Origin of the sequence: Paenibacillus intestini (genome assembly GCF_030803945.1) — a bacterium.
GTDB classification, from domain to species: Bacteria; Bacillota; Bacilli; order Paenibacillales; family Paenibacillaceae; genus Paenibacillus; species Paenibacillus polysaccharolyticus.
On sequence record NZ_JAURUN010000003.1, the window covers coordinates 271537 to 288778 of the forward strand.

13 protein-coding genes are annotated in these 17242 nt (G+C 45.7%); 7 read left to right on the forward strand and 6 right to left on the reverse strand.

From position 1 onward, the window contains the following. Positions 1-96 precede the first annotated feature (96 nt). Both J2T16_RS10535 and J2T16_RS10540 read left to right on the forward strand, forming a co-directional pair. On the forward strand, positions 97-1098 hold the full coding sequence (locus J2T16_RS10535; RefSeq protein ID WP_221788161.1) for an ABC transporter substrate-binding protein: 1002 nt from the start codon (positions 97-99) through the stop codon (positions 1096-1098). A 2-nt stretch (positions 1099-1100) separates the two neighbouring features. Beyond that, complete coding sequence (locus tag J2T16_RS10540; protein WP_418792765.1) at positions 1101-3149, forward strand: iron ABC transporter permease; 2049 nt, start codon at positions 1101-1103, stop codon at positions 3147-3149. A gap of 109 nt (positions 3150-3258) precedes the next feature. Here the strand turns inward: J2T16_RS10540 and J2T16_RS10545 are convergent, their stop codons facing one another. Both J2T16_RS10545 and J2T16_RS10550 read right to left on the reverse strand, forming a co-directional pair. Next, positions 3259-4443, reverse strand: a complete 1185-nt coding sequence (locus tag J2T16_RS10545; protein WP_499018317.1) for an aminotransferase class I/II-fold pyridoxal phosphate-dependent enzyme — start codon at positions 4441-4443, stop codon at positions 3259-3261. A 93-nt stretch (positions 4444-4536) separates the two neighbouring features. Continuing rightward, positions 4537-6609 (reverse strand): methyl-accepting chemotaxis protein, encoded by a 2073-nt coding sequence (locus J2T16_RS10550; protein WP_336120721.1) that lies wholly within the window; start codon positions 6607-6609, stop codon positions 4537-4539. A gap of 171 nt (positions 6610-6780) precedes the next feature. On the opposite strand from J2T16_RS10550, the gene J2T16_RS10555 reads away from it, so the two are divergent. After that, on the forward strand, positions 6781-7611 hold the full coding sequence (locus tag J2T16_RS10555; protein ID WP_499018318.1) for a leucine-rich repeat domain-containing protein: 831 nt from the start codon (positions 6781-6783) through the stop codon (positions 7609-7611). A 43-nt stretch (positions 7612-7654) separates the two neighbouring features. Here the strand turns inward: J2T16_RS10555 and J2T16_RS10560 are convergent, their stop codons facing one another. Further along, a complete protein-coding gene (locus J2T16_RS10560) occupies positions 7655-8374 on the reverse strand; it encodes an SDR family NAD(P)-dependent oxidoreductase (protein WP_090915079.1) in 720 nt (239 codons plus the stop codon). 184 nt (positions 8375-8558) lie between these two features. After that, positions 8559-8927: a winged helix-turn-helix transcriptional regulator gene (locus J2T16_RS10565; RefSeq protein ID WP_154887885.1), complete on the reverse strand. Its 369-nt coding sequence runs from the start codon at positions 8925-8927 to the stop codon at positions 8559-8561. A gap of 199 nt (positions 8928-9126) precedes the next feature. Here J2T16_RS10565 and J2T16_RS10570 point away from each other — a divergent pair, with 199 nt between their 5' ends. Then, positions 9127-9657: an NAD(P)H-dependent oxidoreductase gene (locus J2T16_RS10570; protein ID WP_154957852.1), complete on the forward strand. Its 531-nt coding sequence runs from the start codon at positions 9127-9129 to the stop codon at positions 9655-9657. Positions 9658-9796: 139 nt separating this feature from the next. Here the strand turns inward: J2T16_RS10570 and J2T16_RS10575 are convergent, their stop codons facing one another. Together J2T16_RS10575 and J2T16_RS10580 are read right to left on the reverse strand one after the other, a co-directional pair. Then, positions 9797-11362 carry a glycoside hydrolase family 43 protein gene (locus J2T16_RS10575; protein WP_499018319.1) on the reverse strand — a complete coding sequence of 522 codons (1566 nt, stop codon included), beginning with the start codon at positions 11360-11362 and terminating at the stop codon, positions 9797-9799. 46 nt (positions 11363-11408) lie between these two features. Continuing rightward, positions 11409-13349, reverse strand: a complete 1941-nt coding sequence (locus tag J2T16_RS10580; protein ID WP_154957850.1) for a carbohydrate-binding protein — start codon at positions 13347-13349, stop codon at positions 11409-11411. A 778-nt stretch (positions 13350-14127) separates the two neighbouring features. On the opposite strand from J2T16_RS10580, the gene J2T16_RS10585 reads away from it, so the two are divergent. From J2T16_RS10585 to J2T16_RS10595, 3 genes are all read left to right on the forward strand, one after another. After that, a complete protein-coding gene (locus J2T16_RS10585; protein ID WP_253492297.1) occupies positions 14128-14487 on the forward strand; it encodes a hypothetical protein in 360 nt (119 codons plus the stop codon). 33 nt (positions 14488-14520) lie between these two features. Next, positions 14521-15948 (forward strand): exosporium glycoprotein BclB-related protein, encoded by a 1428-nt coding sequence (locus J2T16_RS10590; RefSeq protein ID WP_499018320.1) that lies wholly within the window; start codon positions 14521-14523, stop codon positions 15946-15948. A gap of 240 nt (positions 15949-16188) precedes the next feature. After that, positions 16189-17133 carry a DUF5050 domain-containing protein gene (locus J2T16_RS10595; RefSeq protein WP_154887894.1) on the forward strand — a complete coding sequence of 315 codons (945 nt, stop codon included), beginning with the start codon at positions 16189-16191 and terminating at the stop codon, positions 17131-17133. Positions 17134-17242: the final 109 nt, after the last annotated feature.

Genomic DNA, 17242 nt, shown 5'->3' on the forward strand with positions numbered 1-17242 from the left:
AAAATTATGAGGCAACGTTGACAAAAAAGAATAGCATGGGTGATAATGATAATTGTTATCATATAAATACATACAAACATAGAGGAGATTAGAGATATGAAAAAAGGGTTACATGCACTATTCATCATGATGGCATTTGTTTTAGTTCTGGCGGGATGTGGTAAAAATGCCACAACAACAGAACCAACTAAAAATACGGTTTCGGGCGGTGCTCCTGCTGAAGAGTCTGCTGGACCGGTTACTGTCCAAGATAATCGTGGGGAATTTACATTGGACAAGCCGGCTAAACGTGTCGTGACATTGGAATGGACATATACGGAGGATGTTGTTGCTCTAGGAGTTCAGCCTGTCGGTAATGCAGATAATGCCAACTATAAAGTGTACGTAACGGACCAAGCTGCTCTGGATGACAGTGTTACGGATATTGGAACACGTAGCGAGCCTAATATGGAGGCTATTGCAGCACTCAAGCCGGATCTCATCATCGCCAACGCAGACAACAATTCGAATGTGTATGAACAGTTGAAAGCTATTGCTCCAACACTGGAGTTTGATCCATATAACGGTGATGGTTATAACTATGACAAGATGACGACCATTTTTAATACAATTGCAACTGCTTTGGGCAAAGAAGATAAAGCAAAAGAAGTGCTCGGCAACTTGGATCAGCATTATGCAGAAGCCAAAGAAAAGCTGGCTGCAGCAGGTAAAGAAAACTTTCATTTTGCACTAACACAGGCATTTACGTATCAAAATGCAGCTTCCCTGCGCATGTTCAGTGACAACTCGGTTGTAGTGGGTACGTTGAACAAAATTGGCATGGTGAATGACTGGCAGCCGGATAAACTTGAAAACTACGGTTTCTCTACAGTTGGGATTGAATCTTTATCGACAGTGCAAGATAGCAATTTTATCTATATTACACAGCCAGACGATGATGTTTTTGGTACAGCGATGAAAGATAATTCCGTTTGGAAAGGTCTGAACTTTGTGAAGGAAAAGCGCATCTATCAACTGGGAAGTACGACATGGACATTTGGCGGCCCGATTTCTTCCAAGGTATTGGTAGACGGCGTGGTTGAGGCGATTACCAAATGAGTCTGACTCAACAAGGAACGAAGCCAGCAACGAACTGGCGAATGATAAGCATCTATGGGGGCGGTCTAACCGCCCTTATCGTGCTTTTTTTTGTAAGTCTGTGTTATGGTGAGGCAGCAATTTCGTTGCATGACGTTTGGGGCGCGCTTACAAACAGACAAGACACACTCGAACATAACATGGTATGGGATCTGCGTATGCCGCGCACCGCAATTGGTATTCTTGCAGGAGGTGCACTGGCAGTTGCCGGTGCATTGCTACAGACGATCACTCGTAACCCGCTTGCGGCTTCGGATACACTCGGGATTAATGCCGGAGCGTATTTTGTTGTAGTGCTTGGGGTTATTCTATTTCCAAATATACTCAGCCAGTCCCCGTTTCTTTTTGCCGCCATGGGAGGTCTGCTTGCAGCATTCGCAGCTTATTTTATGGGCGGTGGACGTACGTCAACGCCGGTACGACTAGCGTTATCGGGTATGATCGTGTCCATGGTGCTAGGTTCATTTACAAGTGCCTTGCATATTTTTTTCTCAATGGAAACTCAGGGCTTATTCCTATGGGGTTCAGGGACCCTAGTCCAGAATGATTGGACAGGTGTGAACTATGTCTGGCCTTGGGTTACGGGAGTAACGCTGCTTGCGCTTATTCTGTCCAAACAGTGGGATATGTTGGAGTTGGATGAATCAACCGCCTCTTCTTTGGGTCAGAGAGTTGGACTTGCTCGAACAGGTGGGCTGATCATTGCCGTTATTCTGGCTGCCGTGATCGTCAGTGTAATTGGGCCTATCGGCTTTGTAGGTCTGGTTGCTCCACATCTGGTTCGTCTGAGTGGAGTTCGCTCCAATCGGCTTTTAATTCCGGGTGTATTCATCTGGGGGGCAGCGTTGCTGGTGGGGGCAGATGTCATTGCCAAGATGATACATAACTCCAGTATGGAATTGCCAACCGGTGCTGTGATGGCGATCATTGGTGCACCTTGGCTGATCTGGCTGGTGCTGACTCGCATGAAAACAGGAAATGGTGCTGGCATGACGACATCGATGAGTACGGGTGGGCGAGTACGGCGTTTTGCCTTTACACCTATCGCTATTCTGTTTTCTGCCATTACGATTATATTGCTGCTGCTCAGTACGATGTTCGGTGGAATGCGTATTCCACTAGCCGACCTGCTACCGAGTTTATTTCAATCGGATGGGTTATTCTCTGGAATTGTACAGCTTCGAATCCCTCGTACCTTGGTGGCTGCAGGAGCAGGGGCGGCTCTCGCCATCAGCGGGGTGTTGATCCAGATGGCTGTACGTAATCCACTCGCTGATGCATCGATTGTAGGTGTATCTTCCGGTGCGGGACTTGGTGCCATGATGGTGTTCATTCTATGGCCTGGACTGCCAATGTATGTGTTGCCTCTTGCAGCCATTGCAGGTGCCGCTATTGCCGCTGCGGTTGTATTCTCGCTTTCTTGGAAAAAAGGATTGAATCCTTCCGCCGTTGTATTGCTGGGCATTGCCATGTCGGCCATTGCTGGCGCAGGTATACAGATTCTGATCGTACGCGGTGCCGTTTACGGTAGCAGTGGTTATATCTGGCTGACAGGCAGCACGTATGCCCGTACATGGGACCAGGTCAAAGTAATCGGTATATTCCTGCTCATTTTGGTGCCAGTGGCCTGGTGGCTTGCTCGCAAGTTTGAACTGCTTGTCTTTGACGACAATAGCGCTTCCGGGCTTGGGATGAATGTACGTCGTACTCGCTTACTGGCAATGACTGTAGGAGTACTGCTCGCGGCTGGTGCGGTCGCTTGTGTTGGAACAGTTGGATTTATCGGCCTGATTGCACCACATATGGTTCGGCTGCTGACAGGACATAAACTGAGACAGTCGATGTTTCTGTCCGCGCTGGCTGGAGCCGTGATGCTGGTGCTCGCAGATACGATTGGCAGAACGGTGATGGCGCCAACGGAAATACCGTCAGGCATTCTCATTGCGATCATCGGTACACCTTACTTCCTGTATCTGATGTACCGATCGAACTGGCGCAAAGCAGTGAAGTAAAGGTTGAAGTAAAAAAGCACCAAACCCGAATCAGAAGGGTTTGGTGCTTTTACTTTTGTTTCAAAACAAATCTGTATTACATGCCACACTACATCCTAAAAACTACAATCTACCTGCTTAACTCTTCAGGAATCAACATACCGCTCGCTTCTACGTAGTGAAGAGCTTGTTGCAGTTGATCCATATCCTGAACGAGAGCAAGTCTGACGTATCCTTCACCTGAAGGACCAAAGGCACTGCCTGGTGTAACAATGACACCTGCCCGTGTGACGAGATCGGTGGCAAATTGCTCTGAGGTGTCATAATGTGCCGGGATTCGTGTCCAGATGAACATTGTAGCTTCGGGTTTGCTGATCGGCCATCCTAATTTGGCAAAACCTTCGCAGAGCATGTCCCGTCGTTCTTCATAGATGGATCTTACTCGCGCTACATCACTTTGGTCACCTGAAATGGCCGCTATTGCTGCCTTCTGAATCGGGATAAACATACCGTAATCCATATTGGATTTCAGCTTTTTAAGCATGGAAACAACTGCCGAATTCCCCATACAAAAACCGATTCGTGCTCCAGCTAGCCCATACGTTTTGGACAGGGAGTTGAATTCAATGCCTACATCCATGGCACCGGGAAAGGCCAGAAAACTACCGCATGTTTGTTGGTCAAACACAAGCTCGCTATACGCGTTATCATGCAATACGATAATATCGTATTTCTTGGCAAAAGCGATCAAATCCTCATAAAAAGAATCTGGAGCCATCGCTGTTGTTGGATTGTTCGGATACGATACAAGCATGAACTTAGCCCGTTCGGCTATTGCCTCAGGGATGTCTTGCAATTGGATAACATAGTTGTGTTCCTCTTTTTGCGGCATATAATATAACTCAGCCCCAGCCAGAAGGGGGCCATCTGCAAACACCGGATAACAAGGATCAGGTACAAGAACCAGATCACTTTCATCGACAATCGAGAGAGAGATGTGCGCAAGTCCTTCCTGCGAGCCGAGTAGCGAGCAGATTTCTGTCTCCGGGTTCAACTCGACTTGATATCGCTGCCTGTACCAGTCACTTGCCGCCTGAAGAAGTTCCTTCTGGTCGTTTACAGCATAGATGTAATTGGCCGGATCAGCGGCGGCTTCACCGAGTGCTTTCATAATGTGCGGAGCCGGCGGGATATTGGGTGTTCCGACGCTAAGATCAATGACGGGTTGCCCGTTCTCCAGCCGGCGGCGCTTAATATCCAGTAATTTGGTGAAGATGCCTTCACTAAAGTGATCCATTCGTTTTGCAAATCTCATGATTAGTCCATCAGCCTCCAGTGCTCTTCGTACGCATGTATTTAATAATAAATGGATCGCGTACAAAAGAGAAGAGCAGGAGGGGAGTACAGCTTATTCCACTTTAAAATGACTCAATTCTTCCTGCAGTTTAGCAGATAGTTGATTCAACTGATTGGACAGATCCGCCACTTGTTGAATACTTTCCAGTTGTTCCTGTGTGCTCGCGCTGACTTCTTCCGTTGAGGCAGAGTTCTCTTCAGTAGTGGAAGAGATGATCTCCAGCGCCTGAAAAATCTCATCTTTGTGCTGATGCACACTAGAGGTGCTGTTCGTGATCTGTGCCATACGCAGCTTCAGTTCTTCCAAATCTTTATTGATGTTGTAGAACACCTGCTTGGTGTCTTCTACAGACTTGGTATTCTCTTCGGCAATTTTCATTCCTCGCATCGTGTGTTCTACAGACAAGGATGTTTTCTCTTCAATGACACTTACTTTTTTGTTAATCTCCTCTGTAGCTTGAGCCGTTTGTTCTGCCAGTTTGCGAACTTCTTCTGCAACGACAGCGAATCCTCGGCCATGTTCCCCGGCGCGTGCAGCTTCAATAGAAGCATTAAGCGCAAGCAAATTGGTCTGAGAAGCAATTTGTTTTACCGTATCTACAAAACTGGAAATCTCATTCCGGCTCTGATCGATCTCTTGAATAATGGAAGAGATGGATTGAGTGGAACTGTGGTTCTCCGCAGACCATTTGGATAGTTGCTCCACAACCGCAAGTCCTTGGCCGCTTTGATCAACAGAGGTTTGCACCATAGACCCCATCGCTTGTGCATCAGCGGCAATTTCATCAATTTGGCTTGATAATGAGCCTGTTTTACGTAAAATGTTCTCCGTTTCAATCGACTGATAATTGGTTGCATTCGCGATCTCATTGATCGCCGTAGATGTATCGTTCATGGTTACAGCGGTTCTGGAGGATATCGACTGCAAGTCATTGGATGAATGATTCAGCACTTGAGCAGAATTGCCAACAATCTTCAACATGTCTTGAATCTTCTTCACCATGGAGTTCAGGCCAGTCGCAATTTGCCCAATCTCATTATTGGATTTGATATCGAGTTCAACGGTTAAATCACCTTGCTCAATCTGTTTGATCTTACTAAGTAGCTGCGGGATGGTGCGCAATAGACGACGAAGCGTAATGTAACTGATAATGACCAAAAGAATTGCAGCTGCAGCAAAACCGCCAAGGGTAATCCAGGTGAATGTTCTGAGTTCTGCTAAAACTTCTTTCTCCGTAATCGTCAGACCTACGGACCATCCCGTGTCTTTACTGGTTGCATACCCGACGTAACGACGTTCCCCATTGTCGTTAATCAGCTGTATACCGGATTCACCAGCGATCATTTTTTTACCGACTTCTCCCATATCACCTGTAGTGTTCTTGATATTTTCCTTCAGAACTTTACTCTCGTCCGGATGATACAGAATATCCCCACTCTTGGATAACAATATGGAATACCCGGTGCTACCCAGAGAGTAACTCTCCATAATACTCGGGATGTTACTAAACAGAATATCTGCTGCGGCAAAACCGATCATGTTGTTGTTATCATCCTTGATTGGATAAAAAATACCCATGAGTACTTTGCCTGCCGAAATGTCAATGTACGGATCAGAAAAATAAAGTCCATCGGTGTCTTTCACCGGTTGGTAGTAAGGGCGTGCCTGGATATCGAAATCCGGTGCTGAAACGACCCCGTCATTTTGTATCCAGAAGCCTTTACCATCCATACCGCCAATCCAAGCATCGTTGAAGGAGGGCTCTGCCTCTACAATCTTGGCCAGTGTATCCCTTGTTTCTGCAGCATAAGTAGAAGTGGCTGCTTCTGCGGCTGATTTCGTTGTTTCTATGTATTGCCTGAATAATTTATTAGTGGACATTTGTTTAACGAGTGAGCCTTTTTCCTTGAATAGGGCATCGAACTCACTGACAATCGCTTGTGTTTTGGTCTGGAGCATGGATTCCTGCTGTTGAACCAGAATGTTCCGTGTACTTGTGAACATGAATGTTCCGAGTACAGCGAATACGACAACAATAATGATGAGTAGTACAAGAGCCAGTGTGTTCGCCATACTGGATGTACGAGCTCCTGTTTTCCCCCGCCTTTTTAAAGTCTTTAACATATTCCATCTCCCCAGATTCTTAATAAGAAGTTCCCAACTCCTGAGTTATATGTCGGCATATAATATAGATTTATGTATATTTTTGTCGAATGAAAAAAAATTTAATGAAAAGCCAGAACATCGTTGGGTGGTTCGTTTAGGGAAGGTTGTTTATAATGGAATGAAGAAAAAATGAACCAGGCGGTGCAGCATTTGCGCCGTAGGGCAACGGTTCATTATCGTGTTGGCGTGGATACGTATGAGGATTTGACCGAATTGGATATGAACGTTTTTGCAGCCAGGCATGATCTGATTCTTCATATTTCGAATGCGGATCCTAAAGCGGAGTATCCATCGAGCTTTCTTGGGCGATTAGCGCAGTTGAAACATGTATCCGCTTTACAGCTGGACTGTGCACAGGTGCAGGATCTGACAATTCTCGGAGCGTTGAAGCAACTGGTATTTCTGAGAGTGAATTCACCCGCCAAAGCGATCGATCTGAGTTTTATCGAGCACTATCAACAGTTAACGTATCTTGAACTGCACGGTAAATGTAAAGGCATGACCGCGATAAGAAAATGTCAAAGTCTAGAGACCGTCATCCTGAACTGCCCGGTGGACTGTCTCGAGAATTTAACAGAATTGCGGAAACTACAGTATGTGTCCCTTGATCATTGTGAGTTAAAGAGTGAGCTTGATGTACTGGCACAGTCCACCATTCGGATGCTCAAGCTTAGCTCGGTGCGGAAACTGATGAGTATCCAGGGACTAGAGCAGATGCACGGACTTGAGTATTTGCATGTATCCTTGCCGAAGCTGGAACAATGTTGTGATTTCTCGCAGATGCCCCGGCTCAGACAGCTTGAACTGGTTTACATGAAATCGCTTCAAGATATCGAGTGTTTATGGACAGCCCGTGCACTGGAAGTCTTGGAGCTGAAAGAGATCAATACAGCCATCAAAGCCGCTTCATTTGTTAGACTGGCAGAGCTTGAGAGATCGAACATTTATCTCAATATTTAATGTGAAGAAACGCGAATATAATACAATAGATCAATCCTGTTTACTACGTATTGATATCCGTAAGGGCAGGAACGTTAATCTCTTTCACACAGGCTGCATTGGACAGGCTGACGATACACCGGACGATCGAAACCATGTCTTGAAGCGGAATGCGCGTTCCGCCATACTCGGATAGTGCGCGTTCCATTCCTTCTTCATAGGGGATCTCTGCTGCCAGTTCTCCCGGATTAATGCAGGTTACGGCGATGTGATCCCGCCGGGTATGTTCTCTCAATGCTTCTGTAATTCCACGGATCGCAAATTTGGAGGCAACAAAAGAAACCTGAGTATTCCCCGCATTGCTTAGGCCTGCTGTAGAGCCGATGAGAATGATCTTGCCTGCGGCAGACTTGCGAAGCTGAGGCAGTAGAGCTTGGATGCATACAATGGTGGACGTTATATTCACATGGATCAGCTCTTGAATATCAGAAGGCTCATCCTGATCAAAGGTGTAGTGTTCCTCAAATCCTTCCTTTTCCCAAATACCTACGTTATAAATAAGCACATCCAACGTTTCGTTGCGTAGCTGCTCTGCAATCTGTTTGGCAGCCTGAAGCTCCGAGAGATCGGCCTGAATCCATACGCGCTGTACACCGTCCTCCAGTTGCAGACTTTCTGGTTTGCTGCGGGATACAACCCACACTTTATCTCCTGCCTGCGGCACCCCGCGGACAAATGCGTCTCCCAATCCTTTACTGGCACCAAATACAATATATTTTTTCATACGTAAAAACCTCCTGATGGCACAGATGGGATTCATTACTCCAGCGTCCTGTTTGCTATGGCAAAGGCGTTACTTCAAATGAGTGTGGTATAAGAGGAATCCAACCTACATCAAAATTAATAATTATAATGATATTTTACTATATAAGAGGGATATGGGAGATGAAGGTTACATGAGAGATGCTTCATTCGTAGAGCTCCGTTTGTTCATCAGATAACAAAACAATGTCTTCTCCTCGTTGCTGCCTGAGCGCAATATTATCTCTTCCCCAGGTACACATCACATCCACAATTGTATTTGCTGTCACACCATATTCCGTAAGACTGTACTCCACCTTGGGCGGCATTTGCTGATAAACATGTCTTGTGACAAGACCATCGCGTTCTAGTTCGCGTAATTGTTGAATCAGTACTTTTTGAGAAATGCCGGGCATGCTGCGCTCTAATTCTCCTGTTCTTTTGACACCGGACATTAATAAACAGATGATGATGGATTTCCATTTGCCGCCAATGATTTCGAGTGTGGCTTCAATGCCCAAACGATATTCCTTCATTCATATCACCTCGTTGTATTTATACGTATTTACAGGGATAACTATTTATTTTCTCACAGTTACAAAACAGAAGTCCATACACACCTTGAGGTAAGTATCTTACTTCATTGTGTGTATTTTCTTTTGGGGTGACGGGGTGGATAATGATCCGTATATCAAGGAAAGAAATCAAATTGTTTTGGAGAGAGGAAGGCATGCAATGAAAACACTGGTTATTCTGGCACATCCGAATATGACAACTTCAAGAGTGAATCGCCGCTGGAAAATGGAGCTGGAGCAGCACCCAGATGAGGTGAATATCCACGAATTATATAAAGCTTATCCTGACTGGAACATCGACATTGCTCACGAACAGGAGCTACTGGAGGCACATGATCATATTATCTTGCAGTTTCCGTTCTATTGGTACAGTTACCCGCCGTTACTCAAAAAATGGCTGGATGAAGTATTCACGCATGGATGGGCTTATGGATTAAAGGGCAATCGATTGCATGGAAAGCAGATGGGACTGGCAATGACAATCGGGGATCAGCGGGAGAATTACGGAAAAGGACAGCCGGTAGGTTTTAGTGTAGAAGAACTGATTGCACCGTTCAAGGCAAGCATGAATCATGTGGGCGTTACTGCACTGCCGCATTATGCTGTCTTTGGTGCCTCATTCCAGGCAAGTGATGAAGAGATTAACCACAGTGCTGAAGCGTATATCCAATATATTAAAGCGTTCAAGTGAGATGTTTCCGTAAAAATAATGAAAATGACCTGGCTCCGCACATAGCGGAATTCCAGGCCACAGTTGTACTTCAAGTGTACTTCAAGTGTACCTCGATTCGCAGTACTGATTCTAAAGATCAGCAGTACGTTCATCACGCTTACTCCACACGGAAGAAGTCAAAATCAGCGTAGCCTCCGGTAGATTTGGTTGCGTAGTTAAACAATGCAAAGCGATAACCCATAAAGTGTGGCAACGTATAGGACATCTGTAGCGTATTGCCAATGGTTGTCCAGTTCGTTCCATTCAGACTATAAGCAAAATAGGCTTTATCTGTCTGATTGGTGAAATCACAGATGACCCGCAGATAAATTTTATTCTGGTTCAGGGGCACACTTGCCACCTCTGTCATCGTGCCGGAACTGGCATTTGTCATTACGATTGACTTGGTATTGCCTGTCATCTTGACGCCTACAAAGCCATATTTGGCCTGAAAAGCGGCTAGGCCGGCATAATCGCCATCCTTCATACCTGCCGTTTCCAAGGCGGTAATGCCTGTACTTTTTGGCCCAAACGTGCGTTGTGTCAACGTATTGCGAGCCTCCAATATATTTTTGCTGAGCTTGCCTGTGGTCAGCCGCATGAAACCTGGACGCTGGCTCAAGGACCATTTTGACGGGTCAGGATTATGATTCCACTGCCAGAACTTCGAGAGAATAGATGTGCCCGAAGGCGCATTAAACTCATCTGAACCGAAGATTTTAGCGGCTGGCTGTCCTTCCACAGGCATGTTCATCGTCAATGGAACTTTGCCATTCACCCCGAATACGGGCCAGTTATCCGACCAGGTTACCGGTACCAGATATGGAATGCGTCCAACGGCTCCTCGGTCGCGAAACAGGAAACCATACCATGCACCAGAAGCGGTATCCACGATACCTCCTTGCGCGATGCCCGAATCTCTGAGCACCACTTTGCCAGTATACGGCCCTGTCAATGAGTTCGCACGATAGGCGAGCTGGATTCGTCCATCACCGGCAGGCCAAGCAATCAAGAAGACGTAATACATGCCATTAATCTTCTGAATGTGTGCGCCTTCTGCCTTTACAATCATATTGGAGCCAGCGATATGACTAGCATTCGGGATCAGCACCTGATTCAGGCCGCCGGATTTCACAGCTTTGGCATCAGGTGTTAACTCAACGATGCTGATGTTATCACTGCCGTGGACAAGAAACGTACGGTTTCCGTCAAAGAGCAGGGAGGGATCATGGTAATAACTGTTCAACGTGTAAGGCGTCCATGGTCCAGTTTCGATGTTACTAGTCTGATAGATGTACGTTCTTCCTGTGGAAAGGGAACCGAATGCGACGTAGTAGGTGCCATTGTTGTAGCGAAGGCTACTGGCCCAAGATCCGCGCCCGTATTCGTTCTGACCGTTATTCAGGTTCTGTACATCACCGTTGCCAAGTGTGTCATATACATAGTTCACAATGCTCCAGTTGACCAGATCGGTTGACTTCATGACAGGAACGCCCGGGTTCATATGCATGGTGGTACTGGTCATATAAAAGGTATTGCCCACGCGGATGACATCGCTGTCCGGCACATCTGCATAAATGACCGGATTGTTAAACGTTGCCGCAGAGGCAGACTGCGGGGTCAATGGCAATGATGTTAACAGCAGAGGAAGTGTGAGCAGGAGCAACCCGATTTTTTTCCACATAACTAACCCTCCTGGAATGTCAAAATCGACAGATCATTATGAATGATTACGAAATTTCAAGATAATCGATGTAAGCATCCCAGGTACCATTATCCGTGGTCACAACCAGTTTGATTTCCTGATTCCCTGTGGCATGTGTGATGTTCGGCAAAGTTTGTACCGTTGGCTGTGTTCCAGTAAAAAAGAACGAACCAGCGGTTACCCCGCCAATAACCAGATCAACACGGGCTGTACTATTGTTGTTGGAAGCCCCGCGAAGAGAGAACTGATGTGTAGGGTTAGCAAAGAATTGATTGTAAGACGCAGAATCATTGTTAGCATAGAGCGCCACACCGTTAAAAGGAGAACTAATCAACCCGGCATATTGACCGGCAAGGGTCATGCTTTCCGCTTCAACGCGAGTCACGTTTGGATTTGGATTAGGGTTTGGATTTGGATTGGGGTTACCACCGGAACCGGAAGTAAACTGCCAGTAATCCAGATTGAACAGATTTCCGTTACCTGAGCCTGTAAATACCAGATACAGATGATGACGTCCTGTTGTGTTGGTGATATTGGTTTCGAGCTCACGCCAGTTCTGCATGCCACCTGTTGAAGTAACGTTAAGCGTGCCGATCAGAGTACCTGTCGGGCTGCCAAGGCGGAGTTCAATGTTACCATTTCCGGTAGAAGCTACGTTGGCCTTGAATTTCGATGCACCTGTTGAACCAAAATCCACATTACTAACAGCGACCCAGTCCCCATTATTGATATTCGTCACATTTTGGTTGGCCGTTGGTCCACCGCTTGCTTGAGTCGGCTGTGTATTGATGCCAGCTTGCCAAGCAATGGTCTCGGCTTCCACTCTGTTATACGGATTAAGGTTAGCTGTCTGAGGCACACCGGTCATGTTCCCCTGCACTTCCTGAATCGATCCGTCTGCGTTATGTGTCAGTCTGTTGATGTGGGTAGAACGGTATCCTTTGCCATCACCGAGGAAGGCTTTACTCACGGTTTGTGCATGATATGCGACATACCATTGGTTATTAAACTGGAACACGGCATGGTGGTTGTTACCGCCTACACCGAAGAATGCCCCCGGATTTTTGAGGAAATGTCCTTTGTATGTGAAAGGCCCCATCGGGCTGTCACTTACCATATATCCGATTTCACCTTTTGGGTAGGCTGCCGGATGGTTTCCAGCAAAGTTGATGCAATATGAATAGTAATATTTGCCGTTGTACTTATGAATACCTGAATCTTCGAACAGATAAGGTGCGTCAATGGTCGTGGCACTACCAACTACACTGGTCATATCGGCGCCAAGACGAATGACACGTGCTGTTTTTGGATTTGCAATGGAAGCTGCATTATTTTCGTTCGGAATACCGCCGCCTGCATACAGATAAGCGGAGCCGTCGTCATCAACAAGTACAGCCGGGTCAAAGAGCCAAGTTACACCCGACATGCCAGGCGTTCCATGTGTGACAAGTGCACGTCCGAGTGGATCAGACCAAGGGCCGATTGGAGAATCAGCAGTCAGAACACCGATACCTGCACCCGAGTTGGCGAAATACAGGAAAAACTTATCTTTGCCCGCGATGGTTTTCTTGGCCATCGCTGGTGCCCAAGACTGGCTTGCCCATCTGGCAATGCCTTGTCCATTGTTGGCATTGTTTGCACCGGCTACCGGAATGTAGCCGTGGTCGGTCCAGTTCACCATGTCAGCCGAGGAGATCACGCTGATTCTGCCGATGGTGCCGTAGTTGTTTTCGCGAACAGATCCGTCGTTGTTGTAGAGGTAGGTATCCCCTGTCATATATACGTAGACCCGATTGTTGTGAACGAGTACGTAAGGATCAGCTCCCAATTTGTGATCGACGAGCGGATTGGCATTCACAGGCGTCTTGGCAACAGCATTATTTGCTGCATAGCTTGACTCGGCAGGTAGAGTGGAAAAAATCAAAATTAGTGACATCAGCAGAGCTAATGGTTTACGGATCTTCATACGTTCGCCTCCATTGAATTAGTATGGAATAGTGTTATTGAGTGTTACGCTGAATGGTTGAACAGAGCTGTTTGATGAGGGAGCTACAGTGAGAAGAACAAGAAGAATGATGAGTAAATGTTCTTTATCACACCTCCTTTCAAAGAAGAGATCGATTGAATCGTTCATGTTTGTGATCTATGGCTTAAGCCATACAACCTGTACAGAGAATAGCTATCTACTGTAGCAAGTTGACAGCGGTAACCCAGGAATAGGGTGGGGGAAGTACGAACTTGTGTGTGAAAAAGTATATAATTTGTCCTGTTGTTTAATGTAATCGCTTTCAATAGAATGGTTTTAAAAAGAAAAAAACAGAGTTGTGACTCGTTTTATGTAATTATTTTTCATTTTTGTTTAAAAATGTTTTTGTATTTGACGATATCATATCACATTTCTGCCACAATACAATCATTTTCTATCAAAATTTGTAAGAAAAAGTTAGGTGGAGGTTTATTCATTTGTAAGAGTGACATCAATAAGATGTATCCAATGGTGGCCGTAGCTCCTTCATTTCATGAGGAACGGTCATTTTTGGGTTGAAATAAGCACGGATTATACATATTTGCAAGCTCTGTATGGATGAAGTTTTAGGTATTAATGGCACTTATGGCTTGATAATGGTGAACTGTCCCCTGTCTATGGTCCACACCGCTGATCTAGTGAATGAATATGACTAATATGTGATCCATGATGTCAAGTAATGCTAGAGTAAGAGGTTCACAAAAGGTGGGATGGGAAAATGGCTATATTATCAACTGGACCGATCGAAAATAATGCCGTTTCCGGGGTTAGACCGACACAACAGGTAACGATCAGATTGGTGAGCCGGGCTGCTGTAGATGCGGTAAGTGTATCCGTTCAGGGTTATGTGCTGAGTACAACAAGAACGCTGTATGTAAGTGAAGTGATCAGTATTGCACCTAATGAAGCAGTGACCCGAAATTATTTTGCAAATCTAGATGCTTTTGAATTTGTGTTTGGATTAAGCGATGAACGAGTGGGAGACGTCGGAATTTCAGTGTGGGGCAAAGATGCGTCCGGTCAATTGGTGGATGCACACCGGGTAGTGGAGCACGAACAAACAGTTAAAGATCTGTAGAAAATACTTTTTTCGAAAGAAGGGAATGTAGCGATGAGCTTTTTATCGACAGGGCCGATCGAAAATAACGCTGTTAGTGGTGTTAGACCAACTCAATCCGTAACGGTTAGAATTGATAACCGCAGTGAAGTTACATCCTCAACTGTACAGATACAAGGGTATTATATGAGTGGCGGATTGAGAGTTTTGTATGTCAGTGAATCTTTGGACATCGCACCAAATCAAGTGATAACGAACAACTATTTTGCCAATCTGGATGCCTTTGAATTCACGTTTACTACTACAGCGACGGTTAATGATCCTCTTCAAGTCTCCGTATGGGGAAAAAGCAGCACAGGCTCTTTGGTAACAGCACATCGTTTAGTTTCTTCTGAGTTGCTGGGGGAAACTCCGAGTATGACAGGAGTCACAGGCGCAACCGGTGCTACGGGAGCGACGGGTGTGACTGGAGCTCAGGGAGTAACCGGGGCGACAGGTCCGACTGGTGCAACGGGTGCAACCGGAGCGACGGGGCCAGCAGGAGCAACCGGGGGAGCTACGGGAGCAACAGGAACAACGGGTGCAACCGGAGCGACAGGTCTAGCAGGAGTAACGGGTGCAACCGGAGCGACAGGTCTAGCAGGAGTAACGGGTGCAACCGGAGCGACAGGTCTAGCAGGAGTAACGGGCGCGACCGGAGCAACAGGTCTGGCAGGAGTGACGGGTGAGACCGGAGCGACAGGTCTGGCGGGAGTGACTGGTGCGACCGGAGCAACAGGTCTGGCAGGAGTGACGGGCGCGACCGGAGCAACAGGTCTGGCGGGAGTGACGGGCGCGACCGGAGCAACAGGTCTGGCAGGAGTGACGGGCGCGACCGGAGCAACAGGTCTGGCAGGAGTGACGGGCGCGACCGGAGCAACAGGTCTGGCGGGAGTGACTGGCGCAACCGGAGCAACAGGTTCTGGAGCGATTATCCCTTATGCATCTGGGTTACCAGCTTCGTTGACTACGGTGCTGGGCGGACTTTTGAATACCTCCAGCTTGGTTGGCTTTGGTAATAATGCGTCTGGAGTGACGATTAATGGAGGAATCATTGATCTCACAGGCGCTGCTGGAACCTTGCTGAACTTTGCTTTCTCTGCTCCGCGTGCAGGGACGATAACCTCACTGGCTGCTTATTTCAGTACGACAGCTGGACTCAGCTTGGTTGGATCTACAATAACACTGACTGCACAATTATTCCGTTCAACTACACCGAATAATACGTTTACGGCTGTACCGGGAGCCCTTGTAACTTTGGCACCAGCACTGACAGGCGTGTTGTCATTAGGCACGATCGCCAGCGGTTTGACTACAGGGTTGAGTATCCCGGTAGCCGCCGGTGACCGTCTGCTTATGGTCTTCTCTGCATCAGTAACCGCCGGAGTTGATGTGGCTTCAACGATTGCGGGATATGCAAGCGGTGGCCTTACCATCACTTAATGAAATCTTTTACAGTACAATTTATCAATTCTAGAACACACAAAAAGAACCTTTCGCCATATGGTGATAGGTTCTTTCATCTGAGTTTACTTATAATTATGCTCACTTCATTTACATGCAGGGTCTGTAGTTATTTCATAACGGAGAGCATGCCAGAATGTAGAGTAAAAGGATTGTTCTATTTTTAAATTCAACTTACAATAGATAATGTAGAAAAATACATAATTTAGGGAGAAAAGAATGAGAAGAAAATGGTTGGTAGCGTTATTAAGTGTGATCATGTTGTTAGGTGTAGTACCTGTATATGGGGCTGAGGATTCCGCTAAAACTTTAGTATGGGAAGGTTATGAAGATGACGGAGATTTGATGGGCATCAACGTTACAACATTCACAGGTAATAGAAGCAAAACAGAGTCTATATTCCCTAAGCGAGTTTCAGATGTAAAATGGGTTGGAGGGTGGATCTATTTTCTGATTGAAAATGAGCAAGACCCTTGGAATCGTCAGATGGCTAAAATTAAGAAAGATGGATCGGCATTAACCTCACTTAACAAAGAGGATAATTTTGCAAGGTTTACTGCTGTAGGAGATACGATTTATTTTGTTAAAGATGAAAGGACTGCGGAAACGCCAGATGCGTTGTCTTTCGGCTCAATGAAAACAGATGGTTCAAACGAACAAACGATATTGTCTAAATCTCCTTTTTATAATTTTAAAATAAACAACGGACATATCTATTATACAAACAGGGATAATGACAAGTTTTATCGTATGAATTTAGATGGTACAGGGTTGAAGAGCTTATCTTCTAAAGGTGTGGAGTTATACGAATTTTATGGGAATGTTATGTTTTTTTTGGAGATCGTAGATGGAGGTTATAGCTACAAAGGTCATTTTTCCGATTTAAATGCAAATATAAAAAAAACATTTGCCTCTAAAGAGTATATTGATCCCGTAGCATATATAAATAATAAGTTTTATTATCGAAGTTTTTCAGTAGACAAGAATGGCAAAAATAAGAGTGACTTGTATATTTATAATCGTTATACAGGCAAGAAGAGCAAGCTACGTTCTTTAGACTCAAATGATCGATTTATAGGTTTAGTAGGCGACGGTCTTGCATTCCTATCTTTTGATAAAGGTACTGTTTATAAGCTTGGATATGATGGTAAAATCAAAAAGTAATGATTAGCCTGACGATGGGCATTCTATCATATATCACAAAAGGAAACAGGGATCTCTGCCGATTATGGCTTGAGGTCCCTGTACTTTTTTACATCTTTAGTTATAAGAT